The 26,192-nt window shown below is 53.1% G+C and carries 24 protein-coding genes; 10 read left to right on the forward strand and 14 right to left on the reverse strand.

Annotated elements, in window-relative coordinates; all coding sequences use genetic code 11:
* Window positions 1-312 precede the first annotated feature (312 nt).
* The 3 genes from IPM28_05655 to IPM28_05665 are packed head-to-tail and all read left to right on the forward strand — an operon-like array spanning window position 313 to window position 3,036.
* Entirely contained in the window at window positions 313-1,086 is a 774-nt protein-coding gene (locus tag IPM28_05655; GenBank protein MBK9172474.1) for an ABC transporter permease subunit, read from the forward strand.
* 36 nt (window positions 1,087-1,122) lie between these two features.
* Window positions 1,123-2,064 carry a hypothetical protein gene (locus IPM28_05660; protein MBK9172475.1) on the forward strand — a complete coding sequence of 314 codons (942 nt, stop codon included), beginning with the start codon at window positions 1,123-1,125 and terminating at the stop codon, window positions 2,062-2,064.
* A 6-nt stretch (window positions 2,065-2,070) separates the two neighbouring features.
* A complete protein-coding gene (locus IPM28_05665) occupies window positions 2,071-3,036 on the forward strand; it encodes an ABC transporter ATP-binding protein (protein MBK9172476.1) in 966 nt (321 codons plus the stop codon).
* A 26-nt stretch (window positions 3,037-3,062) separates the two neighbouring features.
* Here IPM28_05665 and IPM28_05670 read toward each other — a convergent pair whose 3' ends face one another.
* Complete coding sequence (locus IPM28_05670) at window positions 3,063-3,578, reverse strand: hypothetical protein (GenBank protein MBK9172477.1); 516 nt, start codon at window positions 3,576-3,578, stop codon at window positions 3,063-3,065.
* Window positions 3,579-3,656: 78 nt separating this feature from the next.
* Between IPM28_05670 and priA the strand changes: the two genes are divergently transcribed.
* Window positions 3,657-6,140: a primosomal protein N' gene (gene priA / locus IPM28_05675; protein MBK9172478.1), complete on the forward strand. Its 2,484-nt coding sequence runs from the start codon at window positions 3,657-3,659 to the stop codon at window positions 6,138-6,140.
* A 23-nt stretch (window positions 6,141-6,163) separates the two neighbouring features.
* On the opposite strand, the gene IPM28_05680 is transcribed toward priA, so the two are convergent.
* Complete coding sequence (locus tag IPM28_05680) at window positions 6,164-6,775, reverse strand: Uma2 family endonuclease (protein ID MBK9172479.1); 612 nt, start codon at window positions 6,773-6,775, stop codon at window positions 6,164-6,166.
* Between the two features lie 136 nt (window positions 6,776-6,911).
* Here IPM28_05680 and lpxD point away from each other — a divergent pair, with 136 nt between their 5' ends.
* A complete protein-coding gene (lpxD, locus tag IPM28_05685) occupies window positions 6,912-7,931 on the forward strand; it encodes a UDP-3-O-(3-hydroxymyristoyl)glucosamine N-acyltransferase (GenBank protein MBK9172480.1) in 1,020 nt (339 codons plus the stop codon).
* Window positions 7,932-8,043: 112 nt separating this feature from the next.
* On the opposite strand, the gene IPM28_05690 is transcribed toward lpxD, so the two are convergent.
* From IPM28_05690 to IPM28_05700, 3 genes are read right to left on the reverse strand one after another with little or no spacing between them, the layout of a single operon-like run.
* On the reverse strand, window positions 8,044-8,526 hold the full coding sequence (locus IPM28_05690) for a carboxypeptidase regulatory-like domain-containing protein (protein ID MBK9172481.1): 483 nt from the start codon (window positions 8,524-8,526) through the stop codon (window positions 8,044-8,046).
* A gap of 2 nt (window positions 8,527-8,528) precedes the next feature.
* A complete protein-coding gene (locus tag IPM28_05695) occupies window positions 8,529-10,079 on the reverse strand; it encodes a hypothetical protein (protein MBK9172482.1) in 1,551 nt (516 codons plus the stop codon).
* Window positions 10,080-10,101: 22 nt separating this feature from the next.
* Window positions 10,102-10,614, reverse strand: a complete 513-nt coding sequence (locus tag IPM28_05700) for a hypothetical protein (protein ID MBK9172483.1) — start codon at window positions 10,612-10,614, stop codon at window positions 10,102-10,104.
* Window positions 10,615-10,782: 168 nt separating this feature from the next.
* Between IPM28_05700 and IPM28_05705 the strand changes: the two genes are divergently transcribed.
* On the forward strand, window positions 10,783-13,044 hold the full coding sequence (locus IPM28_05705; protein MBK9172484.1) for a PD40 domain-containing protein: 2,262 nt from the start codon (window positions 10,783-10,785) through the stop codon (window positions 13,042-13,044).
* A gap of 261 nt (window positions 13,045-13,305) precedes the next feature.
* Window positions 13,306-13,761, forward strand: a complete 456-nt coding sequence (gene msrB, locus IPM28_05710) for a peptide-methionine (R)-S-oxide reductase MsrB (protein ID MBK9172485.1) — start codon at window positions 13,306-13,308, stop codon at window positions 13,759-13,761.
* A 39-nt stretch (window positions 13,762-13,800) separates the two neighbouring features.
* On the opposite strand, the gene IPM28_05715 is transcribed toward msrB, so the two are convergent.
* From IPM28_05715 to ada, 9 genes are all read right to left on the reverse strand, one after another.
* Window positions 13,801-14,787 carry a hypothetical protein gene (locus IPM28_05715; GenBank protein MBK9172486.1) on the reverse strand — a complete coding sequence of 329 codons (987 nt, stop codon included), beginning with the start codon at window positions 14,785-14,787 and terminating at the stop codon, window positions 13,801-13,803.
* Window positions 14,788-14,854: 67 nt separating this feature from the next.
* On the reverse strand, window positions 14,855-15,094 hold the full coding sequence (locus tag IPM28_05720; GenBank protein MBK9172487.1) for a hypothetical protein: 240 nt from the start codon (window positions 15,092-15,094) through the stop codon (window positions 14,855-14,857).
* 250 nt (window positions 15,095-15,344) lie between these two features.
* A complete protein-coding gene (locus IPM28_05725; protein ID MBK9172488.1) occupies window positions 15,345-15,806 on the reverse strand; it encodes a hypothetical protein in 462 nt (153 codons plus the stop codon).
* 22 nt (window positions 15,807-15,828) lie between these two features.
* A complete protein-coding gene (locus IPM28_05730) occupies window positions 15,829-16,107 on the reverse strand; it encodes a hypothetical protein (GenBank protein MBK9172489.1) in 279 nt (92 codons plus the stop codon).
* Between the two features lie 527 nt (window positions 16,108-16,634).
* Window positions 16,635-17,969 (reverse strand): amidohydrolase family protein, encoded by a 1,335-nt coding sequence (locus IPM28_05735; GenBank protein MBK9172490.1) that lies wholly within the window; start codon window positions 17,967-17,969, stop codon window positions 16,635-16,637.
* Window positions 17,970-18,001: 32 nt separating this feature from the next.
* The gene (locus IPM28_05740) at window positions 18,002-19,405 is read right to left on the reverse strand and encodes an amidohydrolase family protein (protein MBK9172491.1); all 1,404 of its coding nucleotides are present in this window, start codon (window positions 19,403-19,405) and stop codon (window positions 18,002-18,004) included.
* Between the two features lie 70 nt (window positions 19,406-19,475).
* Entirely contained in the window at window positions 19,476-21,134 is a 1,659-nt protein-coding gene (locus IPM28_05745) for an amidohydrolase family protein (protein ID MBK9172492.1), read from the reverse strand.
* Window positions 21,135-21,249: 115 nt separating this feature from the next.
* Window positions 21,250-21,678, reverse strand: a complete 429-nt coding sequence (locus IPM28_05750; GenBank protein MBK9172493.1) for a DUF1203 domain-containing protein — start codon at window positions 21,676-21,678, stop codon at window positions 21,250-21,252.
* 59 nt (window positions 21,679-21,737) lie between these two features.
* Entirely contained in the window at window positions 21,738-22,787 is a 1,050-nt protein-coding gene (gene ada, locus IPM28_05755) for a bifunctional DNA-binding transcriptional regulator/O6-methylguanine-DNA methyltransferase Ada (GenBank protein MBK9172494.1), read from the reverse strand.
* A gap of 63 nt (window positions 22,788-22,850) precedes the next feature.
* Here ada and IPM28_05760 point away from each other — a divergent pair, with 63 nt between their 5' ends.
* The 3 genes from IPM28_05760 to IPM28_05770 all read left to right on the forward strand — a co-directional run bounded on the left by IPM28_05760 (window position 22,851) and on the right by IPM28_05770 (window position 26,083).
* Window positions 22,851-23,246 carry a thiol-disulfide oxidoreductase DCC family protein gene (locus IPM28_05760; GenBank protein ID MBK9172495.1) on the forward strand — a complete coding sequence of 132 codons (396 nt, stop codon included), beginning with the start codon at window positions 22,851-22,853 and terminating at the stop codon, window positions 23,244-23,246.
* Between the two features lie 72 nt (window positions 23,247-23,318).
* Entirely contained in the window at window positions 23,319-23,603 is a 285-nt protein-coding gene (locus tag IPM28_05765; GenBank protein MBK9172496.1) for a DUF427 domain-containing protein, read from the forward strand.
* An 80-nt stretch (window positions 23,604-23,683) separates the two neighbouring features.
* Entirely contained in the window at window positions 23,684-26,083 is a 2,400-nt protein-coding gene (locus tag IPM28_05770; GenBank protein MBK9172497.1) for an endonuclease MutS2, read from the forward strand.
* Window positions 26,084-26,192: the final 109 nt, after the last annotated feature.

Here is a 26,192-nt window from a genome sequence, read left to right on the forward strand (position 1 = left end):
TACCCTGGGCAACCAGTTTGCTGATGTCGCAGCTATGGCTCCGGTTGCTCCGGTTACCGTTCTCGGCAACTAATAGCATCCTTGCTTCTTAGACAAAAGAGGAATCGAATTCGTTCGGTTCCTCTTTTTCGTTCCCCTGACCCGGACTTCGGCACGAGCTCCGGCTCGAGCCACGGCTGCGGCAAAGACACGTCGCGTACCGAGCCCGAACAGATCGAAAAACTCGGCAGTTGATGTTAGAATCATTTCGACCTGAATTGACGGGTCATCATCCGAATTCTTCCGGATGGCCAGTTAAGTCCAAACCGAAAAATGTTCGCTCAGATAGCAGCCATATCCGGCAATACGTTCCGCGAGGCGATCCGCGACCGCATCCTATACAACCTCGTTCTCTTCGTTCTGCTGATCACGGCCTGTGCCATACTGCTTGGTGAATTGACAGACGGACAAGAGGCTCGAACGATCGTCAACATCGGATTGACGGCCATGCTTGTATTCGGAACCTTCATTGCGATCTTCGTTGGTGTAGGGCTGGTTTCGAAAGAGATCGAAAAGCGGACGGTCTTCGCGATCTTTGCAAAACCAGTTAAGCGAAGCGTCTTTATCGTCGGAAAATACCTTGGTCTTTGTCTAACTCTATTGGTTAACGTTCTGATAATGGGATTTGGTGTCACGCTCGCTTTGGTATATGTCGGCGGCACATCGCTGGTAGCAAGTATTTGGCCGGCCATCTATCTGATCTTTCTCGAACTCGCCATAATAACTGCCGTCGCCATCGTCTTTTCGTCATTTTCGTCACCTTCGCTATCGGCGCTTTTGACCTTTTTTGTCTTCGTTATCGGGCATCTCAGCTCGTCGCTTCGCGATCTCGGACAAGCGATGGGCTCTGCATTCGCACGTTTCGTGCTGGACGCGATCTTTTTCATGATGCCGAACCTCTCGCTATTCAGTTTTCGAACCGAGGCCGCTAACGGCATAACGCCGAACAACGAAATGATCTTTGGCGGCACAGCATACGCCGTCGTCTATATCCTGATCCTGATCACAATTACCATTGTCATTTTCAGTCGGCGAAACTTTAAATGACATCCGATCGGCAATAAGGCGAGCGGTCTCAGTTAAATGAAGCACAGCAACGCAAATGTTATATTTTCGCTTTTGCTTATTGCGGCAGGATTTGCGGTCGTCGCGTTTCTCAGTTCTTTCGTCGAGCAGCGGCGAGTAAAGGTCCCTGCGGGATACGAGGATACCGACCTTGCTCTCGAAGGCAAGCGGCTAAAGGGTTGGGCACTTGGCACCGAAGGCCTGCTTGCGGATTGGTATTGGATGAGTTCGTTGCAGTACATTGGCGGCAAGATCGTTCGAAGCGAAGCTGAGACGATAAATCTCGAGGATCTTCGCCCGCTTAATCCTCGGTTGTTGTATCCGCTTCTTGATAATGCGACCGACCTCGACCCACGTTTCATGGCCGCTTATTCTTACGGAGCGAGCGTCTTGCCTGCCGTCGACCCGTCGCTTGCGATCAAACTGACAGAGAAGGGCATCGCGAACAACCCTTCGGCGTGGCGACTTTATCAATATCTTGGCTACATTTATTGGAGATTGAAAATGTATGAAAAAGCGGCCGAGACCTATGAGGCCGGTTCGCGAATCGCCGGTTCCGGCACCTTCATGCGGCAAATGGCCGCGGCAATGCAAACCGAAGGCGGCAGCCGAGATACGGCCCGGGCAATCTACTCCCAGATTCTAGCTGAAGCCGAAGATCAATCGTCACGGGATAATGCCCAATTACGATTGCTTGAGCTGGATTCGCTCGAGGAACGCGAGGCCGTGAATAAGCTCCTCGATGACCACAAAAGAAAAAATGGGACGTGCATCGATCGCGTTTCTGAGATCTTTGGAGGGTTGCGTGAGCTTCGATCACCCAAAGTCCGCAACATTAGGATAGACAAGAATAACCAACTGATCGACCCGGCCGGAACGCCTTACCGCCTCGATAACGAACGCTGTACGCTCGAACTCGGGACCGGATCGCCGATACCACGAAGCGTCCCGAATCAGTAATACTCTATGGACCACATTGTCGAGATCGACCATCTGTCAAAGAACTACGAGACCGGATTCTGGACAAAGAAACACGTCCGAGCTCTCGACGACCTTTCGTTGAGTATTGCTCCGGGCCAGATCTTCGGCTTTCTCGGCGGCAATGGCGCCGGTAAGACGACGACGATCAAGATTCTCATGGGTCTCTTGTTCCCGACATCCGGCACCGCCAGGATCCTCGGTCGCGACATATCGGATACCGCGATGCACTCGCATATCGGCTATTGCCCCGAGAACCCATATTTTTACGACTACCTGACAGCCTACGAGCTGATGGATTATTTTGGCCGCCTGCTTGGGCTCGCACCGGCAGCACGAAAGCAGAAGACCGAAGAACTTTTGACCAAGGTCGGAGTGGAAGAAAGGAGTTGGAACAAGCAGCTTAGAAAATTCTCGAAAGGAATGCTGCAGCGGGTCGGGCTTGCGCAGTCGCTTATCAACGAGCCTGAGATCGTATTCATGGATGAGCCGATGAGCGGTCTTGACCCCGTCGGCCGGCGCGAGATACGCGAGCTTATTGCCGGGCTACGCGACCACGGAACGACCGTCTTTATGTCGACGCACATCCTTTCTGACGTCGAGGCGCTTTGCAGCGAAGTTGCGATCCTCCGAAACGGTCGTTTGGCCGCTACCGGACGTCTGAGTGATCTAATGGTAGAAAGCGAGGGTGCCCGAGCATTCGAAATTATTGCCGGCGGAATAGCCACGGACGTGATCGCAGGTGCAGCAGCCGGGTTGCCAGGTTCGCGCGTTTTCTCAAAACCGAATGGAACTTGTATCGAGATTCTAGGCGAGGATCAGATCGGTGCGGCGATAGATGTCGTTCGCAATGCCGGCGGACGGATCATTTCCGTAAATCCGGTAAAACAATCGCTTGAAGAGCTGTTTGTCGAGAAAAGCAGCAATGCTTCCGAAGATCGCCCGGTGAGCTAGAGCAGCGAATGTACTGCGTGACGGGGTCAAACTCCGCCCGATTCGGTTCGGATCGCCGTTACGCGCCAGCGTATGTTTGCCCGGTCGTCATCGCGTTTGAAACCATCGATACTCAGGGTCACGGGTATCGTGCTGTCAGGCTCGAGCCGCGGTTGTTGAGTCGGAACCACGACACGTTTTTCCTTAACGACCGCGTTGAATTGATCGACGACCGAGACGTTCACCTCAAGCCCGTTGATCATTCTTGTGCCCTTGTTCCGGATCTTCCCGACGATGAACATCGATATCGAGCCAAATGGGTTGGGAGACTGAACGGTATCGGGGCTTGTCGAGATGATGATGTCCTTTGTCAGCAGTTCGAATTCCGGAGAACCTTCACGAAACGAACCCTCCAGAACCGCAACCCTCTGATCATCCATTGACGGACGCAAAGAGAAGAACCATACCCCGACGACGAGCAGCAATAGTCCAATAACACCGCCGATGATAAATCCCGTGTAGTTTCGAGGAGGCTTCTGACCATGTTGGAGCAATGTATCCATACAGGTATTTGATGCAATTTAGACAACCGATTCGACAAAAAGTTCCAATAGGTTATCATTTCGGAAACCCATTTCGAAATGCCCGTCGACCACGAAAACACCACTGACGAACAGCTCTACGTCGAGGCAGCCCTGCCGCTGCCGATCCGGAGGACGTTCACCTACCGCGTCCCAAACAGATATGGTGACGAAATATGGCTAGGTAGCCGGCTGCTCGTGCCGTTTGGCAAACGAACGCTTACGGGTTATGCGGTCGCTATACATCGCGGGCTCGATCACGATGCCGGGGTCGCAGCTGATTCGGTCAAGGACATCATTGAGGTCATCGACAATGATCCGCTGATAAATGCCGAGATACTCGATCTTACGCTTTGGACGGCAGATTATTACGCGGCATCCTGGGGCGAAGTTCTGAAAGCTTCGCTGCCCGCAGGCATCAATGCAACGGTCGAACGCGTATACCGGATCACCGCGTCCGGCCGCGAACGGCTTGAAGAAGAACGTGACAGCACACGGTTGAGCCAAAGATTGCTTCAATATCTCAGCGAGAATCCTGAAACGACGATCCGCCGACTTGCTCGCGAGTTCACTGAAAGATCGTTGAAAGGTGCGGTCCGCGAACTCGAACGTGATGGCCTCATTAACGCAGCCGATCAGGCCGTGGCAACAAAGGTAAAGCCAAAGCTCCGAAAGGCCGTACGGTTGCTGGACGGCGGGTCTCCGGCGGACACAAAGCCGCTGAGCGAAATGCAGCAAAAGGTGGTCGATACGCTCAAAGTCGCGGGAGGCGAAATGCTCTTCACCGACCTGTTGGAGAAAGCCGACATTGGGGCATCGCCGATCAGTACACTTGCTCGCCGTGGTCTCTTGGAGATCTCGGTCCAGGAGGTTCGTCGCGATCCGCTTGAGCCGGCGGAGCTTTTAGCCGATCCCCCGCTGAGCTTGAATCCCGGGCAGAGCTTCGTCCTTAACAGGATCGAAAAGTCGCTCAACAGCGGCGAATACCGCGGATTCCTTCTTCACGGCGTAACCGGCAGCGGGAAGACCGAAGTCTATATCAGGGCGATGCGTTCGGCCTTGAACGACGGCCGGTCGTCGTTGATGCTTGTGCCGGAGATCGCCCTTACGCCTGTCTTCTCGCGCCGTCTGCAGGCCGTTTTTGGCAGCGACGTCGCGATATTGCACTCAAATCTCTCACCCGGAGAACGCTTTGACGAATGGAGGCGAATTCGCTCGGGCGACGCTCGGATCGTCATCGGCACTCGCTCGGCCGTGTTTGCGCCGCTCGCAGACATTGGACTCGTGATCGTCGATGAGGAACATGATTCGTCATACCGGCAGAACGAAGCTCCGTTTTACAACGCACGCGATGTTGCCGTCGTCCGTGCCAACAAGGCAGGCGCGGTGATAGTCCTCGGTTCGGCGACACCCGCACTCGAGACCTTCCACAACGCCAAACGTGGCAAATACGAGTATTTGCAGCTTCAAAACCGCATCGGTGACAGGCCGCTCGCGGCCGCCGAGCTTATCGACATGCGGGCAGTATTTCGTAAGGCGGGAAAGGATGTCGTCTTCTCACCTCAGTTGCTCGATGCGATCCGCGATACGTATCGAAAGGGCGAGCAGTCGATCGTGTTGCTCAATCGACGCGGATTCTCGTCGTTCGTCTTGTGTCGCTCATGCGGCGAAAGCCTGCGGTGCAAAAACTGCGACATCACGATGACCTATCATAAGATCGATCGGCGCCTGGTCTGCCATTACTGCAATCACACCGTCGCTACGCCGACGGAATGCCCGTTTTGTCATAGCGAATATCTGTACTTTATCGGCCAGGGGACCGAAAAACTCGAAGAACTTCTGAACCGGATATTTCCTGAAATGCGGATCGCACGAGTTGACCGCGACACGATGCAGCGTAAGGGCGAAATATCGAAGACGCTGTTTGCTTTCGACCGCGGTGAGATCGACATGCTCGTCGGGACTCAGATGCTCGCTAAGGGTCACGATTTCCACAACGTGACTCTCGTCGGGGTCGTGTCGGTCGATACGGGCCTCGGACTTCCCGATTTTCGCTCGGCCGAGAGGACGTTTCAGCTTATCACGCAGGTCGCCGGACGCGCCGGACGCGGCCAGCTTCGCGGAACCGTGCTGATACAGACCTATTATCCGGAACATTACGCCTTGCGATTCGCTGCGGCCCAGGATTATGAAGGTTTCTATAACGAGGAGATAAAATTTCGCGAGAGGTTGAGCTATCCGCCATTTGTCGCGATCGCTTCGATCATGATCAAACACAAAGACCGCGAATATGCGATGAAGAGTGCATCGATCCTTCGCTCCGCCCTCGACGACGCAAACCCCGACCGTCAGATCAGGATCTTGGGCCCGGCACCGGCATCGATCGGAAAGATCAAGAACGAATATCGCATTCAGCTGATATTGAAGTCGGCTAACCGCAGATCGCTCAGGGACACGCTAGACGCTGCGCTCGCCCGAGCCGAGACGAGCGGATGCGACCGAAGGATCGTACAGATCGAGATCGACCCCGTCGATCTGATGTAGCGGGGCCGATATTTCGCGATCGGTCAATTCACCGCCCGCGAACTTAGCTCAGCCTGCCGAAATTTGATCTGAGCATAGATCTCCTGAAGCGAGATCTTGCAATTGATGGAATCGAGTGAGACAACGTCGTCGCGTTCGTTGTAGATGCGATAGATCCACTGTTTTTGATTTTGTCGGGCGTAGTGCTCGATCCGCATCTCGTCCCGTTTTATCAGCAGGCATTCCTTGATGCTGTCGGTCTCCAGAAAGCTCTCTAGCTTCTTCGTCTTGCCTGAGGTGTCGGTGCCGTTCGAGAACACATCAACGACGAGCGTCGGATTTGTCAGGACATCGATGTTCGCGTCGGCAAACGACGGTTCGCCGCTGACGACGACGAGATCAGGGCAGCACGAGAAATTGTTCCGCAGCTTTACACGCATGTTGCTGATGTATATCTCGCACTTGTGTCCATGCATCCGGCTGCCGATCGCGATCGCCGTATTTGAAACGATCAGATTGTGCCAGCGGTCTGCTCCCGGACGGCCGACGGCCGAACCATTCGAATTATCACCGCGATGAGCGATCTGACGATCAGATCCAACGATATCCTCTCGTGAGCCAGCTCGCGCGGACTGTGTGACGGCCTTTTCGTTCATACTGCTTATAACTCCAATTGAATTGAAACTTCGAACAGGTCTGCGGGCAACAGAGGGTGGAAGCTTTGCTCGGGGAAAAATTGTCTGTTAAAAATAGTGTTGCATATCGGTCGACTCTATTTCAAGGACAATCTTTATGAAACTCGCCGAGCTCGCGGCCCAAACCTCCGCAACGATCGAAAATGGTACACCTGAGATCGAGATCAGATCGGCCGCCGGGCTGGATATCGCCGGGCCGGGCGACATTACGTTCCTTGCAAACCCGAAATACACTCCGCAGATCGCCGCGACAAAGGCGTCCGCTATCTTTCTGAACGAAGGCGTCGAAGCCGGTCGCGACGACATCGCCATCCTCCGTGCAAAGGACGCCTATCTTGCCTACACACGTGCTTTGCGTCTGTTTTATCCCGAAAGGCCGGTCAGTCCGGGAGTGCATCCATCAGCGGTGATCGACCCGACCGCTGAGGTTTCGCCCGAAGCTGAGATCGGTGCAAATGCGGTCGTCGGTGCGGGCTGCAAGATCGAAAAAGGCGTGAAGCTTTTCCCGAACGTGACCATTTACGACGGCGTTTCGATCGGCGAAGGCTCGGTGCTGCATTCCGGAGTTTCCGTTCGGGAAAATTGCGAGGTCGGCCGCCGCTGCATCATCCACAACAACACGACCATCGGCTCGGACGGCTTTGGTTACGCCAAGGACGAGGAGAAACGCTGGCTGAAGATACCGCAGGTCGGCCGCGTCGTTCTCGAAGACGACGTCGAGATCGGTGCGAATACGGCCATCGACTGTGCCTCGGTCGGCGAGACGCGCATCAAACGCGGTGCAAAGATCGACAACCTCGTCCAGATCGGCCATTCGTGCACGGTCGATGAGGACGCTCTAATCTGTTCGCAAACTGGACTCGCCGGTTCGAGTGTGATCGGCAAACGTGTGATACTCGCCGGCCAGGTCGGCATCGCCGGACACCTGAAGGTTGGCGACGATGCTGTCATCACGGCTAAATCGGCGACATCACACGACGTCGAACCGGGCAAGGTCATCTCCGGCATCCCCGGCTTCGACAACAAAGACTGGCTCCGCTCCACCGCCGCCTACCGCCGCCTCGGTGAACTCGCCAGGACGATTCGTGAGCTGGAAAAAAAGGTGTCCGGCAGTTGATCGGGAGCGTTCTGGGACAAGAGCTAAAGCCCTACTTTTAATCCGCCGACGGGCGATTTGATTGATTTGATCGGAAACCCTATCAGCCGATGACTACCCATCAAACTCGGTCCTAATTCGAAATGAAATCCAGATCGGTCAAGTCGTCCATAACGTTCACGATCATCGAAGGCTGATCGAATACGAAACGTCCGTTGGAGACCGTTACGATGTACGTTGCGCCCGCTGTAACGTTTTCAAATCGGTAATAGCCCAGGCTTCCCGACTGCGATTCGCGGGTCTCGCCGTTAAGCGCGGTGAGAACGACTTTTATATTTCGAATCCCCTGCCCGCCCGGCGTTAAGACCCGGCCGCTTATTGCCACTTGTGCTGCCGTCGGAGCAAAGTTGGCTGTCCAAAATCCGCTTTGCACGGAAAAAGGCCCGCCATTAGAGCGGCTCCCCGCGAGTGTCTGACCGGCCGCCTCGGTAAGGTCGAACTGTCCACCGGTTGATGCTCGTCCGGAAGCGATCATAGATGACTCGAGCTCATATTGGCCACCGGTTTGTGCGATGGCTGCAAAAGACAAGAACAGGTTCAAGATAAAGGACCGCATCCCTAATTCTCCTTGCAGATGGACGCTTCCCGATCAACAGCGCAAACGAAGTTCCTAAGTAATTCGATCTGCCGTTGCTGTTCCTTCAATTGTCTTTCCTGCGATTCGATCTGCTTTTGCTGCTGCTTTACGGCATTGATCAGCACGACCGTAAGCGCGTTTTCACTGATCCTATCAACCTCACCTTTTTCGTTCCGTGCAACTAGTAGAGGAGCTGTGGCCGCAATGTCATCAACGTTCAGACCTATCTCTTCCGGCCCCTCGCTCTGCCGCTTGAATGCGACCGGGTTCAAGAGTCGTATCAGGTCAATCCCGCCGGTAAATGGCCTCGCACCGGACTTCTCGCCAGCAAAAGAAAATGACGAAGAACAGCGGTTAAGGATCACGCCGCCTGTCAGGCCAAATGAGAAGTTGCTGTAGCAAATTGGCCCGGCGGTAGAAGGTGGGCGGTTAAGGAAGTCCCTCAAAACTAGATTTCCTGCGAAGATACCGTCCGGGCCGCTCGGAATGCTCCAGGTTTCGATCCATCCGGCTCCGGGCGTGAAAGGAACGCTGCCGGTTGGAAAACCGGCAACGAGCTTGCCGCGCGCAATGGTCGCCTGCGCGGGCGTGCCAAGGATAATGGTGTTGCTTTGCTCGACGACCGCGCCATTACCGATGGCTATCGACCCGCTCACCTGCGTCGTGTTGTTCGGGTTGCCGGCGTTCTGACCGATGAAGATATTGTTGCTGCCAAAGGTGTTGAATATTCCGGATCCATGGCCGATGAACGTATTGTGGTTTCCGGTAGTATTCAGCAGGCCGGAACGACTGCCGAAAAAGGTATTGTTAAACCCGGACGAAACGTTTAGACCCGCATCGGGACCGACAAATACATTTTGCGTTCCGGGTGCGCTTAGAAAGCGACTACCGTTGATCCTATATTGAACGGCATCGAATGCGTTTGCCACTCCCGTTCCGCTAATACTGAAATTTGTGCCCGTCTGCACAGTTGTGCCGTTCTGGATATAGTCCGCTGAACCGGGCAGCGGAGTTCGGGCATCCGAAAGCCGCGTATCGTCGTCCTGCACGAATTCGGTCGCAGCCACGCCGCCCAAATTTAGTGCGTTCAATGCGGTTACGGCGTTCGCCGCATTCAGCGTCTGGATCGAATATGGCGAAGAATTCAGTTTCTGGCGGGGCGTGAGAATCGTGAAATTGCCCTGCCCAGCCGGACTGATGGCGATCTCCATGAATCGATCAGCCCCGGAAAATGCAGCCGAACCGAAGTCGAGCGAAACACTGAAGATGCCCGCGACCGCTTGCACGTTCGTAATGTTCAGCGTTCCGCCGACCTGCGCTCCATCTGCCTGCGCGTCGAACAGTTTGAACAGCATGTCGTAGCTGCCGTTCGCCGCCGTGCCGCCGTCGTTCAATTTTCCTTGATAAGTGAACGCGGTCGTCTGTGCAGCTACCTCGGTCAGAAAAACGGCCGTTATAAGGAAAGTCAAAGCCATCCAATTTCGTTTTGCCAATGTCGTTGTCCGTCGAACACTTCTTATTTTGTTTTTCATTTTGCGAAAACTTCTCCGAAATCTATTGGATCGCCGGCACTAGAAGGGCCATAAAGCAGGCGATGATCGCTATCACTACGAGTTCGTCGCCGTCGGATTCGATATATATCGAACATAGAGCCGAGCCGTTGCCAACATTCTGAGCTGTTATCGTTACCCGCTTTCCGAGAAGCTCTGGACTCCGTGAGGCAGTGATGTCTCCCAAGAAGACGTAATTCCCTCCCTGGCGTGTGACCGTGTGGACTGAGAATTGCGAATTGACTTCCTGGTACACGTCATCGCGCATCGTCCCGACTCCAGTGCCGCCGACCTCTGCCCTGATGTCAAAAGCAAAACAGGCAAGGCCGTAGATTCCGGGCAAGCTGCGGTTCCATCCGCAGCCACTCAGGTAGATCGGCTGTCTTCGCCTTAGCTCATTAAATTCGTCCTTTTCGTCCTTTTGGGCTGCCGCGGCGATCGGCAATGACGCTGCGACGATCGCGGCTCCTGCGGACTTTAGAAAGCTTCTCCGGTCTCTGTCATTCTCTTTTTGCATCGTTGTCTCCCTTTTTTTCGTGCTTCTCCGATCTGTGGAAATCTTTTGATACCACCTGGGTCGTGCTATTATTCGCAACGGGCCCGTGTCACAAAGACTAGGGTCAATTTGCCACCGAATTCTTGTATGATCGATGAGATTTTGGTGAGAAATCGGTGAGAGACCGCCATGGAACGCGATTCTGAACAGATCTTCGAATTCGACGAATTTCTAGTCGATCTCTCGGAAAAGACCCTCCTAAAGAACGGCGTTCCAATTCGGCTTACGCCAAAAGCACTCGATACACTTGCGGTACTCATCAGAAACGCCGGCCGATTGCTCGAGAAAGACGAACTTATGCGGGAGATCTGGCAGGATAGGTTCGTCGAGGAAGGCAATCTCGCTTTCAACGTGAAGGTGCTGCGGAAGGCCCTCGGCGACAATGCCGCAAATCCGCGTTTCATTGAGACCGTACAACGGCGTGGTTATCGTTTTATCGCTGATGTTCGCCGGGTCAGGCATGCGAACGGGAAGGGCCTTGCTCAGAAAAGTAAATTGTTCGAGCCGGGACTCCCTGGCGATCTATCTGAAGGATCGATACTCGAGGTGGGAGCCGACAATGCCGATGAGAATCGTTCCGTCCCGAGTTCGCGAGCGATCCTGGCTGATGATGAGAACAGATCCATGGGTTCGACACCCCCGAGCCGAACTGCGCGAAGCCGGCGACTCGCCTACTTGCGATTCGTCGCCGGAACACTACTAGCCGTGGCGATCGGTTTCGGCCTTTATCAAGTCTTTTCAACGGCTGTTTCGCCGTCGGGGGGCCGTCTCACAGCCGTAAAGCGACTAACCGCCAACGGAGATGTCCGACTTGCTGCATTTTCGCCTGACGGGAAGTTCATTGCGTTTACGGCCGGTGAGTCAGGTAAGCAAAGCTTATGGTTAAAGAATATCCCAAGCGGTAGCGAAACGCAGTTGAGCTTGAAAACGGGACACACTTCGTTCAACAGTCTCGCTTTCTCGCCCGATGGGGCTTTTATATTCTATGGCTCCAAGGGGATGTTGTTTCGCCTTCCCGTCCTTGGCGATGCCCCAACTGAGATCCTCTCAGATTTCGGCGGTGAGATATCCTTTTCGCCCGACGGAAAACGGTTTGCCTACATAGCGTATCCGCCCGACAATCGTGAGAACGCTGCGCTTGTCGTCTCAAATATCGATGGAGGCGAGCGAACCTCACTCGCAGTAAGCACGCGTCCTACTTTGTTTCTACGCTCCGCTGCCTGGTCTCCGGACGGCAAGCACATTGTTTGTGCAGCTTTGAATTCGGAAGGCCATCAGGAGATCGCAGCTGTCCGGGTGTCGGACGGACATGTATCGAATGTGCCGACGCCAAAATGGAACACGATATTGCGGATCGCATGGGCCCCGGATGGGAATGGTCTACTTGTGGTCGCAGAGGCGAATAAAAACCTTCTGAATCAGATATGGTCGGTACGCTTCCCTTCCGGTGAATCGAGAAAGTTGACCGACGATTCGCACAACTATCAATCAGTATCGGTCGCAGCGGACGGACGGTCGATCATGGCGGTACGTGCGGAGCAATCCGCCCATTTGTTTGTAATGCCCGCCGGGGATCGTGATCGGATCAAACAGATCACCGGAGGGTTTGAGAAATTCGATGGTGTCTTCTCGCTCGGTTGGCTGGACATTGACAAGATCTTCTATGCAAATGCTCCAAGCGGCCGACCAGAGTTATGGCAGAGCAACGAAGACGGTAGTGATGCGAAAAGGATCTCGACAGATGTAACGGGCGGTGCAATAACCCCGGACAGCCAGCACACAGTCTTCCAGGACATCGATGATTCAGGCCCGGGGCTCTTCAAGCTGAATCGTTCTGACAATCGGCGAACACGTTTAACGTCCGGGTCAGACGACCATCCGGCCATATCTCCGGATGGAGGATCGATCGTCTTCACACGGTATGGTGAAGATGTAGCTCTTTGGACGGTTCCTATCGATGGCGGGGAACCGAAAAGGCTCACGAGTTTTACCGGCTACCCAACGGCTTCGGTCTTTTCGCCTGACGGTCGTATGATCGCTGTCTACCGAGGCGTAAGCTCGAACTTGTCGCCGCCGACCATCGCGATCATTGACGCCAGAGATGGCGAAATTCTTAAGGAGTTTTCGGTGCCCGTGCAATTTTCGCGAAATTGGCTTTCAAAGATAGCGATTCAATGGGCTCTAGATGGAAAAGCTGTCTACTTCCTCTCAATTAACGACAATATATCGAACATCTTTCGGCAACCGGTCGATGGCGGTCCCGCTACGCAAATAACTGATTTTGCCGACGGGTTGATCTTCAACTTTGCGTTCTCTCCCGATGGGTCTAAGCTGCTCCTTTCCCGTGGTTCGTTCAGCCGGGACGTTATTCTTTTGGCAAACGCCGAATAGAACGCACGCTGATAGTCGTTTAAGGTCAGCGGCCCGACCCGGATGCATCGCGAAGGATAACAAGACTGCTCAAAAGGCCTAAACCGCCTGCGTAACCGGGCGGCCAGTTTGTTCAACCGGCGAAACGCTGAGCTTTACGGGCAGTTCAATTCCTTTGGTTTCGGCAGCTCGTTATTTGAATGCGATCTCTTTACTCTGCGTCTCGGTGACTCTGCGGTAACATTGGTTCTTAACCTTCGCATCTCTTCGGTGAAAAATATTATGAGCGAATACATTTCAGAAACGGGATACGACATAACGCGGCTTGACGCGGATACTATTGAGAATTTGGCGAGCGACTTGAACGACGAGGAGCGTCGGGTTTTGCTTGAGCATGGGACGGAGGCCCCGTTTTGCGGGACTTTGCTTGATAACAAGCTTGACGGGACCTACGCGTGCCGCCTTTGCGGGCTGCCGCTGTTCACTTCGAAGCACAAGTTCGACTCCGGCACCGGGTGGCCGTCGTTCCACTCGCCGTTCGACAAGGAGCACCTCGCCTACATCGAAGACAACAGCTACGGAATGCGCCGCACAGAGATCCGCTGCGCACGCTGCGGCGGCCACCAGGGCCACGTCTTCCCCGACGGCCCGCCGCCCACCGGCCAACGCTACTGCCTAAACTCCGCGTCGCTCGAATTCTTCGAAGACGGCCAAGACATCCCGCAGAAAGGAGATTAAAGAATTAGTTTTGAACGGATGAAGAATATTTCTGTTTGCTCAATTCGACTTTGAACAAAGCAGGCCCGAATGTTCGCAGATAAATGAGCGTGTTTCTGGTATCGCGATTGCGATAACCAAAGCGATTAGAGTGATGACTACACCGACGAGGGCGATTTTTGCTTCTGTCGACCACTGGGCGGAGGGCATTTTAGGGATGGTTTGATGGCTTGAGTTAATTTTTGCTTGATTTCCTTGAACATAATCACCCATCACATTAATTGATTGAGCAAACGACGGAGTTGGCTCGCTACTTTTTTCCTTATCTGCCAGAAGTCGTTCTACGACTTCCATCCCATCTGCAGTCAAATACGATTTTCCGAAAGTAAACGTCGCAAGACCACGATCTTTTAGGCGGACGATAGCAATGTCAGACTCGCTATCCGTAAAGTCCAATGCTTTGTATACGCTTTCAGAATCTATGGCCTTGAATACCTCACCGTTTGATTGTTGGTAAAGCTCGATTAGAAACTCATTCTCTATCTCGTTCACCGTTCTTTTCTTTTTCGATTCCAAGTCCATTGGCTTTTTCACTGCTCTTCCCTCTAAGTAAAAACTCGTCAGCGGTGCGAACTCGTCAGCGGTAATATTGGTTAAATCCATTGCCAAAGAGGAGCGAACAGCCGCTGCAATGGACTCATTCGATACGTTAGCAAACGGATTCCGGCACCTTTCGTCGAACTTGTTTAACAACCTTTCCGGAAGCTTGACACGCAATTCCTCAGTGAAGTTTTGATAGTCCTCCTCATCGGGGAACTTACCAAATTTGCGATATATTCTGATAATCGTTTCTATCTTTAGCCTGATAAGCTTTCTCGCATACGCTTTTGTACGAGCGGATTCGATTTGATCGACGGATAACCCTTCACTATAAAAATCGTCCGGAATAAGATTGTTACGTTGCTCCTGGTCTTTATCAAATAGCCTTCGGTCGCAAAGAGTAAGTTCGTGCTGTAGAAGGTCATTTTGCTCTTGAGTCAATCGCATCTTAAATAATCCGACTTTCTGTCCTAACCGATTGTACCTACAAAAAATAAGCGAGCAATGCCGTAGATTAAAGTTTTTTGTCAGCAAAATAGAATTTTAGGGCGGCAACTTGAGATTTTCTGCTAGCAGGAAAATCTTCTAAGAAAGCAATAGAGTGTTTTAGGGCGGCAGAACTGTGTTTTTGGGCGGCAGAAAAATGTTTTAGGGAGGCAGAGAAATGATTTAGGGAAGCAAAAAAATGATTTAGGACGGCAAAAGAAAGATTTTTGCCTTTCAACAATCTGGCAAGGACGTGGTATTTACGCACCTTTCTTCCAAAAATAATTTAATAGATCAGGAGAATTTCCAGATGGCTAACGATTCTATCGGTACACTTTCCGATTCAGCATTATTGAATGTTGCGGCGCGGGTTATTGCGGCGATGACGCCGAACCCGGCCGTGTAAGCGATCTGATTTTTGAGCTGCGGAGCAGTAGCATGTTGATAGCCCGCAAAGCGGGATAGTGACATAAAAGCCGAGGGCTAAGACATCCCGCAGAAGGCGCGAACCTGGCGGTTCATTTCTTGAATAGATCTTTTACCTTTCCGAGGAATCCGTCACCTTCGGTTGGCTCTGGCTTTTCGTTCTTGAGAATGAATAATTGATACTTTGTCCAGACGTCGTCACCCGGTCCGTCCAAAAGTCGTTTGTAACACCAGCTTACGGGAAACACGGCACTCGCACCGATGAAAAGAGGAAATGAATCTTCTCCCATTCCAGGATGGTTGCGCTCCCAACGAGCGGTCGGATCGTTTTTTTCAACAACCCGAACTATGTAGGCTCCGAACTCGATCGCAATGCCATAATATCCGTCGTCGTCCTTTGTTTTCTTGTATTGCTTGTGAAGATCCCCTAATACCTTCTCGACTTTCTTGATGGATTCGACCGAATAATCGAGCTCAATACCGTAAACCTCGCCGGCTATCCGCTCGGCCAATTTGCTCATCTCGATCTTCAAATCATTGATGTCTTTTTCCATGGAGAGAATTTAGCATAAAATCTTAGAGGTTTATCGTTCGCCTGAATGTGTCGAAACCTAGCACTGGCATCCCGAGCTGCGGAGCAGCGGCATGCCGATAGCCCCAAATGGAGCGACGCGGAACGTGGGGTTGAGTCCGCCACACATTCCCAAGCCCGTGAAACGGTCGGCATAGCCGCAGAAACTTTTGCACATCCTCCGGAAAAGCATAGCTTTCCCCAAACAGACCGGCATAGCCCGAAATAGTGGCAGCAAGGGTACTTTTATCGTCCTTTGCGCGAGCTTTATCGCATTCGTTCATAGATTTCCCTACGGCTTTCACCGTGGGCTACGTTCCAAACGTCCGCTACACGGCCTCATATGCTGCGAATCTTTCTTATTGAAACTCGCCGCACTATTGTGCTATCCTTGCAACGCTGTGCGTTCTTTGCAAACAGGGGCCGACCTTACTTTCACAGCACGCGGTCACCGACCCGGCCTCTGAAACGATCCCTGATCAACGATCGGAACCGGAAAATAAGCCGAACGCAAGGCCTGACCTGTTGATCTAATGGAGTTTAATGGTTCGAAGCACAAAACCGTTTCATTTACTGGAGTAGTTTTTCGCTGGTGAGACGGTTTGTGACAATAACCTGAACAGGTTAAACCATTTAACCTGTCTCAATTTTTTGCGAAAATGAGACGAAAGTGAGACGGCGTCGAACCAACGGGAGAATATCGAATGCGGCGAAAGGCCGTAACGGATAGTGGATCACGGATGATGCAAAATGCCAGAGACCGGAATTACTTCCGAACTCTGGCTTTCTGCATCTTGATTCCTGCTTACTGCTACTTTCGATCTTTGAAACTATCGAACAGCTCCGTGTGGCGGCTCGTGAGCGGGATAAGCCGTCCGCCAATGAACATGTGCTTGATGTTCGTACGCGGGTCGAGGATATCGCCATCGGTGACGACAATGTTCGCCATTTTGCCGACCTCGATCGAACCGAGCCGGTTATCGATCCCGAGTATCTGTGCCGGATAGATTGTGACGGCTTTCAACGCTTCGTCCTTTGGCAGGCCGTAGCCGCTTGCAAGTCCGGCGTGGTACGGCAGATCGCGAACCTCGCCGCCCTGATCGCCGGTCGATATCGCAAACCGAATTCCGGCCTTCTGCATCAACGATGGAGCAGCGAACAAGATGTCATACGCGTCGTCCTCGCGAACGGGCAAGCTGTAGATGTGAGTGTAGATCACCGGGACATTCTGCTTCTTGAGCTCGTCCGCCGCTTTCCAGGCTTCCTGGCCTCCGCCGATGATCCCTTTCAGCTTCATATCGGCGATGAACTTCAACGCGCTTCTTATATCGCGCTCGCGTTCGACCGTGAAGATCACCGGCTTCACGCCCCGAACGTACGGAACCATCGCATCGAGCCGAACATTGTTGGCGACGTACGGCAAACTTTTGTCCTTGTCATACGCTTCACGGGCACGCGCATAATTTTCGACGTCGGTAAATATCCGCTTGAGCTCTTCGATCTGCGTGTCCCTTCGCCGAACCGCTTCGTTAAAATCGATCTGCTGGCCGCCGCCCGGGCCAAATCCGCCAAATGTCGCTATTCGAGGATAATTTACGACAAGCCCAAATTCGCCAACGACGGCCATCTCGGACTGCGTTGAACCATTAAGATTGATAACGGCACTTTGGCCGGCGATCAGGCCGCCGCCGGGCAAGGAATGTGCGGTCGTGATGCCGTTCACACGCGTTACATTGATATGCGACGAATGAGGGTTGATGCCCGTTATCGCCTTTGCATTTGCATTCAAGGTTCCGGGTTCGACGAGATCCATCGTCGCGTTAGCTCCCTGCGGTATCTCGGCAAGGCCCATATTCGTCCCCGCATCGATCATTCCCGGATAGACGGAAAGCCCTTTGCCGTCGATCCGCTCGGCACCCGACGGGACCGAGGTGCCGGAGCCGACCGCGGCGATCTTGCCATTCTGAATGACGACCGTTCCATTCTCGATCACCGCCCCCGTGACGGTGACTATCCTCGCATTCACTATCGCGAACGTGCCCGCCCGGCCGGTGCGATTTTGCTGCGAGCCGTCGCTCTGGGTGAACGCCGATGCCGCCAAAACGAGGTTGGTCAAAGCGAAAAATATGATCGTTCTCGGTCTCATTGATGTGATGCTTATGATTTGTCCTGCGGAGTTCATCGATCGTTACCTCCGTCAATGTGCTCGGCGTCGTCAAGGTCGCCGCGAAGCCTCTCGGTCGGAATTCGCGGCGGCCCGCCTCCGCTTCCGGGGGCTTTATTTACGTCAAGTTTCTCAAGTTCCTCGCGTTCTTTAGCAAGTGCCGTCCGGCGCTGTGCATCAACTGCACGGTCAAAGTAGACCTCGCCTTCGACGAGCGTGACCTCCGCGATCGAATACGGGCTGAACGGATGGCCTGACCAAATGACGATATCAGCATCCTTATTCGTATCGATCGAGCCGGTCCGATTGCCGATGCCTAGCTGGATGGCCGGGTTCAGCGTGATCATCTTGAGTGCGTCCTGTTCGGGAACTCCGCCGTATTTCATCACCTTTGCAGCATCCAGATTCAACCTTCGCATGCGTTCGTTAGAATCGGAATTTATCGATACGTTGACGCCATTTTTCCAAAGGATATATGCGTTGTAGGGGATCGCATCATAGGCCTCGAGCTTGTAACTCCAGCTATCCACAAAGATCGAAACGCCTGCACCATGCTTAGCGATCTCGGGCGCAAATTTGTACGCCTCCAACCCGTGCTGCAAGGTCCCGATCTTGAAGCCGAACTCGTCGGCAAGTCTCAGAAGATTGAGATGTTCATCAGAGCGGTAGCCGTGTGCATGTACCTTACGCTTTCCTTCCAGGATCTCAACGATCGGTTCAAGCTCCATATCACGACGTGGCGGAACCTTGGTTTTCTTTGCTCGAAAATCGTCCCACGCCTGTTTGTAATCGCGAGCTCGCAAAAACGCATCGCGAATGGTCTCGAGCACGCCCATGCGGGTTCGCGGGTACCTCGGTGTTTGTCCGGGTTGAAAGGTCTGGCTCGAACGCTTTGGGTTCTCGCCCATTGCGAATTTGATCCCGGAAGGTGCATCGGCAACGACGAATTCCTCGACGGGGCGGCCGTATTTGAACTTGACCGTCGAACTTTGACCGCCTATCGAATTTGCCGAACCGTGGAGCAGCAAAGCCGCTGTCACGCCGCCCGCAAGCGCACGATAGATAGCGATGTCGCTCGGATTGAGAACGTCGCGAATGCGCGTCATCGACGTCACCGAAAGCGTACCCTCATTGACCGCATTCATCATCGTGTGCGAATGAGCATCGATGATGCCCGGCGTTACATACTTGCCGGTCGCGTCGATCACACGAGCACCGCTACCGGCCGTGATATTCTTACCGATCCGAACGATCTTACCGTCACGAACCAGAATGTCGGTATTCGCAAGCGTACCGCGGGTGGCGGTCATGACGGTCGCATTGCGGATCAGCAATTCACCGCCAGCCTGGGCCGATACGACCAATGGCAATGCGAGAATACAAGCGATGCAAGTTATTGAAAATAGACGTCTTATCATCTTTTCCTCGTAAACGGGGCGTTCGGCCCTTAAAATGAACGATTATCGATCAGACTTCGACCGGATCGGATTACGGAACTCTTGTACCTGAGAACGGTACCGCTCCCTGCGGCGAGTCGATGGTGCCGCTGACCTCGTTACCGCTGACCGAGCCCTTCACGGTGATCTCGATCGACGCTCCGCCAAATTCTACGGTACCTTGAAATTCAAAACCGCCGGACGCGATCTTGCCGTTTCGTATTTGCGTCGTCCCAAGTTGGGTCTGCATCGTACCGGTGACGGCCGTACCGGTCTGAATAAGTGTCAGAGTGCCCGAAAGCGGTTGACCCGGAACGTCGATATTGATGTTGAATGTGCCGGCTACCGATGGGGTTGCTGATCCGCTCGGGTTTCCTGTCGAACCAGTTGGGCGTTGCGTCGGTGGCGGAGCTTTTGGCTCAAAGAGCTTTCCGTCAACGAAAACATGCGTTATCGCCTTTTCCCGTCCAAAGATATCTCCCCGCACAACTGTAAGATTTGCGATCTTCCCGGTTTCGACCGAACCCGTCCGGTCGCTGATGCCGAAGATCTCGGCCGGTGTTAGAGTCATCGAGCGAATAGCGGCATCGCGGCCTAGTCCGTTCTCGACCGCTTTCGCGGCGTTTGCCGAAAAATCGTTCAGACTCGTCATTCCGCCCGATTGAAACGCAAATCGGACCCCGGCCGCTGCAAGCTTTGAGGCGGTCTTGGGCACCTCGGCACGAAGTCGGAGCGTCGATAAAGACTCCGGGTCCGCATCCGGCGAGGCCGCGGTCGTTCGCTTCGGAAAGTTGAGCGAAAGCAGGACAGATGCATCAGCAGCCTTCAGCCGATCCACTACTTTCCCGGCCTCGAGTCCACCCGCTACGATCAGCCTCAAATTGAATTCCTTGGCTAAATCGATAGCGCGTATTATCTCGATCTCGCTGTTGGCATTAAAGACCACCGGCATTTGCCGATTCAACACAGGGAAAAGAGCCTCGAGCGAACTATCGGCTTCAGGCCGTCTCATTCCGCGGGGATTTGCCGCATACATCTTCTGTAGTTCCTGGTGCCGCTGTGCATCAAGAAAAAGTTGACGCGTCGCTGAGAACATGCCCATTAGTGAACCGGGATACTGTCCGGGAATGCTCGAATACGAAATATGGAGAGCCGCGGGCGACCTAATGATCATTGCAGATGTCGACTCTCCGGCCAGATTAATTATCACCGACTGTCCGTTAAAGATCCCGTTCCGACCTACCGTGAGAGCCGTCGTAAACCCGGCATTCCTCGCTGCCTCGAACTGCGACTCACCGGCACGGAGTTCCGTCACCGCAAGATCCTCAGGCCGAAGACCAGCGGGATAGTTCGAATTTGACTGTCCCGCTTGTGCGGTCGCTGCCGCAGCAGCCGCAGCCGCACCTCCCGGCCCGCCACCGGTCGTTGGACGTACAGGAGCCTGTATACCCAGGCTCGTCAACGCATCGAAAAATCCCGGATAAACCGTCAATCCGGTACCGTCGAATACTTTGGCGTCTGCCGGTGCCGCGACATTGGCCCCAACGGCTTCGATGATACCGTCGCGAACGACAACGGTTCCCTTTTCGATGGTTGCACCTGAAACAGTAACGACCCGGGCATTGGCGATCGCGCACGATTGTCCAGATGCATTGGTGACCGAATACAACCCGATCGCCGCTATTGCGAGCAAATTGAGCTTGAATTTCATATCAGTTGAAAGGTGTGAAAAATCTGAAACGCTTTAGAATGTCGTTTACGCAGAGGATAATTGAAAAGTTTCAGAATGCAAAGCAAGCAGCGGGCATTCTCGAAATTTTGAGTTTCTATAGCGATGTTACGCGCTCGATCGTCGCTACAAAACACCCCGCCTCGCGGTTTCTCAAATTGATATATCTCACATCAGAGTCTGCAAAAATGCCTTCTATTTGCGAGTTCACATTTACAGCGTCGACGCCGACACGCGATAGCAGGACGGCGTTGTCGCCAAATGCCTCGAGAAGTAAAGGAACATTCAAAAGGTCGCCGGGGAAACCGTTCTCACTATAGGGAACGCAGTCTTCCTTATGAATGAAAACCGGTCCTGGATCGGGTAATTTCGCACGGCCTTCAAATGAGTTGTACGTGAAGAAGATGCGGTAATCGCTGCCTTCATCGAATAGCCTTAAGCAGCTTCGACACGGTCCATAACCATCTGCGACGCTGACGACAGCCGCGAGGCTTTTGTATTGCGGCGACACCAATGTCTCTCTCACAATTCTAGTGATTTTGTCGGGAATCGGACTTACCCTGTAAACGATCTTATCCGTAGGTATCATCGCTGTCCTTGAAGTGTCTTTTCTTTCGTCAACAACTGCTGTTTGCGCTTTACACCCCAGCGATAACCGCTAAGCTCGCCGTTCTTGGAGACCACGCGATGGCATGGAATGACAACGGCGAGACGGTTGCCTGCACACGCTCTTGCGACTGCTCGAACCTTCTTTCTGTCGCCGAGCATTTCGGCGATCTGACTGTACGTGACCGTTTCTCCGTAGGGTATTTTCCTGAGCAAATCCCATACCTGCATCTGAAACGCCGTCGCCTGAATATCAAGCGGAAGCTCGTTCTGCGTTCGTTTTCCAGCAAGAATGTCGACTATGTCGTCTAGAAACTCCTTGAGAACATTTGCGTCTTTCACGATCTCGGCATTCGGAAATTCTTTTTTGAGATTTGATTCTAGTTCCGAGTCATTATCGGCAAATGACACGCTGCATAGCCCTTTGATCGTTCGCGCTACAAGTATGCGGCCAAGTTCACATTCCGTTATCGCAAAATTGATCTTCATCCCCTTTCCGCCTTTTTGATACACCGCCGGCGTCATACCGAGACTTTCGGACGCCTTTTCATAAAGCCTACTACTCGAACCAAACCCGGCGTCGTATGTGGCCGTAGCGATATCGCTTCCGGCTCTCAGATCAAGTTTAAATCTTTCCATTCTCTTTGCCTCCGCATATTTCTTGGGCGAAACGCCGATCACTTCCTTGAAGGTTCGCTGCAGATGGTATGGACTTGAACCAACATCGGTAGCTAATTGTTCGAGTGAAAAATACTCGTCCGATGACAATAGTTCGCAGGCCTTTAAGACCTTTTCGATCTTCGGATCCGCGAACTGATGGTCCTTTGGCTTACACCGAAAGCATGCCCGCAGACCGCTTTTTTCTGCATCTCCACATGTTTTAAAGAACTCGATATTCTCGCGTTTCGGCAGTCTCGCCTTGCAGGATGGACGACAATAAATGCCCGTCGTCCGAACACCGAGGTAAAACGCTCCGTCAAACCGTTTGTCGTTCGTCTTTACTGCTTGCCAATATACCTCTTCATTCATCAACAGCGAGTTTATCGGCGGTTCGAACTAAAATCTATCCGAAAATTGCGGTAGAATTTAAAAATGAGCGCGATCATCCTATTTGACGGCGTCTGCAATTTTTGTAACGCATCTGTGAATTTTGTGATCGCGCGCGACCGGGCTGGATATTTCAAGTTTGCACCACTTCAGTCGGAGATCGGAGAAGATGTGATCGAAAGACACGGAATCGACACGACCGAAACCGATTCAGTTATCCTCGTCGAAGACAACTTTGCCTACACGCATTCGACAGCTGCATTGCGGATCGCGCGACGGCTCGATGGTCTGTGGTCATGGCTTTTTCTATTAATTGTCATTCCACGACCGATCCGAGATGTGTTTTATCGATTGTTTGCTAGGTACCGCTATCGGTTGTTTGGCCGGCAGGATGCTTGTATGATGCCAACTCCCGACATTCGGGATCGTTTTTTGAGTTGAAGGCAAATAGAAATGTTCTTTTGGCGTTAGCGTAGATCGCCAAAATTAGAAACGGAAGAAGGTAGGATTTTTATGAAAGCAATTTGGAACGGTGCGGTCTTGGCCGAGAGTGAACAGACGGTGGTCATCGAAGGCAACCATTATTTTCCAAAGGATTCCATCGTCAAAGAGCATTTTCAACCGAGCGCCACTAACACGGTCTGCGGCTGGAAAGGAACAGCAAGCTATTACGATATTGTTGTAAATGGCTCAACGAACAAAGATGCAGCCTGGTATTACCCGGCAACCAAGCCTGAGGCTAAGGAGATCGAGGGGTATGTTGCATTCTGGAAAGGCATTCAGGTAACTGGTTCATGATCTCAGGACGCCGCCGGCCGTTCACCACGCCGCCCTTGCGTTCCGTGAAACGTGCCAAATGATGTCCTGTGGCAACAAAAATGAGCTTTTCGTTAGATACATTGGAATTCCCTCGGCTTCTTGAGTTGGTCAGCCGAAACGCTCAGACGCCAATGGGCGTTGATCGGTTCGCCGATCTGCGACCTAGAATTGACCGCCGCGAACTCGACCGTGACATTTCCGCGATATCGGAAACGATGCGCTTGAACGAGGAAAAACAGGTGTCGTGGTCCTTCAGCGGCCTCCAAGATCCGAGTGATGCTGTTGCGATTCTTCAGATCAGAAATGCTACGCTTGAGCCGAACCTTTTGCTTGAGATCGCCCGCGTTTGCAGCCAGGCACAGTTTTCCAGATCTTCGATCCAACCGGAGAAGGACTTTGCCCCGACGCTTTGGTCGATCGTTGAGAATATTCCGCCAGCGCTTCTCGGGGTACTGGCGAACATCAACAAGAAGCTCTTGCCCGGCGGCGAGGTCGATGATTCGGCATCGCCCGAGCTTGCCCGAATTCGACGCGATATCAATTCCCAGCGAACTCGCCTGACGAGATCCCTCGAATCGGTGATGCGAAATTCCGGCGATGCGATCCAGGATCAATTGGTGACGATGCGAAACGAGCGTTTCGTGATTCCGGTAAAGGCCGACTTCCGGAACAAGGTCGGCGGCGTTGCTCATGGATTTTCATCAAGCGGTCAAACGGTCTTTGTCGAGCCGCTCGAGGCTATTGAAGCGAACAATGAACTGCAAAATCTGAAAGGAAAAGAAGAACGCGAGATCGCACGGATCTTGTTTGAATTGACTGAATTGTTCCGCGAACACTTGCCTGGCATCGAAGCCTCGGTCGACGCCGTCGGCGAACTCGACTTCATTAAAACGAAGGTCGAATTCGCACGCCGCTTCAATGCGGTTGTACCTGAGTTATCAGACGAGGGCACGATCGAACTGATCGACGCACGACACCCTCTTCTCGAGGAGAATCTTCGCGACTCCGGCCTCGAAATAGTGCCAAGTTCTTTTTCGCTCTCTCCCGAACGTCCCGTGATGGTGATCTCCGGAGCGAATGCCGGGGGAAAAACGGTCGTACTCAAAACTGCTGGCCTGCTATCCCTGATGGCCATCTCCGGCCTTCCGGTTCCCGCCGCATCGGCGAAACTTCCGTTTTACCGTTCGATATTGGCTGACATCGGCGATCATCAATCCCTCTCGGCGAATCTCTCGACGTTTTCGTCGCATATGTCGAATATCGCGTCGATGATCGAGGAGTGCGTAACTCCGTCGCTTGTGCTTTTAGATGAAGCCGGGACCGGCACTGATCCCGAAGAAGGCTCGGCCCTCGGCGTCGCGATCGTCGATCATTTCAGGCAAAAGGGCTCGCAGGTGATCGCCTCAACGCACTATCGCGGATTGAAAATGTATGCTGCGAACGACCCGCACGTAGTGAACGCTTCGGTCGAGTTCGACGAGAAAACGCTGCAGCCAACCTACAGACTGCTGATCGGCCTTGCAGGTGCGTCTTCGGGTATCGAGATCGCCCGCCGCTTCGGAATCAAGCAGGATGTGATCGACGCCGCGCGTCAGAATCTCGACATTTCAGCTCAGGACGCCGAAGCGTATCTTCGCAAACTCCAGACCGAGACCAAGCTCGCCGAGGACCTCCGAATTGCGCTCGAAGAAGAACGCGAAGCGACCGCTATGAAATATGCCGGCCTCGAGGTCGAAGCTGTCAAGAAAGAAAAGGCTCGACAGAAAGAGTTTGAGCAGAAACTTGCCGAAACCGTCGAATCTTTCGAACGCCAATCCAAAGCATTTATCGATTCCATCGAAGACAAAGCCCTCAAGAACAAGCTAGTCAAAGAACGTACCGCCCGGAAGGCCGAAATGAACCGTGCACTCGTGTCTAAAGTCCAGGGTCCAAAGTCCGATTTCGGCACCTTCGGTACACAGGCGGAAACGCGGGCCGAGGGGAGCGTGCCTGCCGGCGACGAAATTCTAACCGTTGGATCAAAAGTGCTCACATCCTTCGGCAACGTCGGCACCGTCGAAAAGCTCGACAAAGAAACCGCCGAAGTCCTCGTCGGCGGAATGCGCCTCCGCGAAAGGATCAAAGATCTTCAAGTAGTCGAGTCCGGTGTCAGTAGCCCGCACGTAAGTAAGGGCTCCTCTGCGGGATTCTCTAAACCGATCGATTCACCAGACGTGGCCGCCGAGCTCAACCTGATCGGCCACACGACCGCCGAGGCCGAATACGAACTCGACCGCTTTATCGATGAAGCCTACCTGGCATCCGTGCCCCGCGTCCGCATCATTCACGGCTTCGGCACAGGCGCTTTAAAGAATTACGTCCACCATTTTCTGAAGAATCACGAACTCGTCGAACGCTTCGCTTTCGCACCTTCCGACCAAGGCGGTAACGGCGCTACAATTGCAGAATTGAAGCTATAGGTATTCGTAAGGATTTCGTTCTTTTGTTCGAGCATAGTCACGTGCATTAGCACGTGGTTACGTAGCAATTTGGGTGGCCCAGCCCGCTTAAGCGGGGTTTACAGAGATT

Source organism: Chloracidobacterium sp. (assembly GCA_016716305.1).
Lineage (GTDB): Bacteria > Acidobacteriota > Blastocatellia > Pyrinomonadales > Pyrinomonadaceae > OLB17.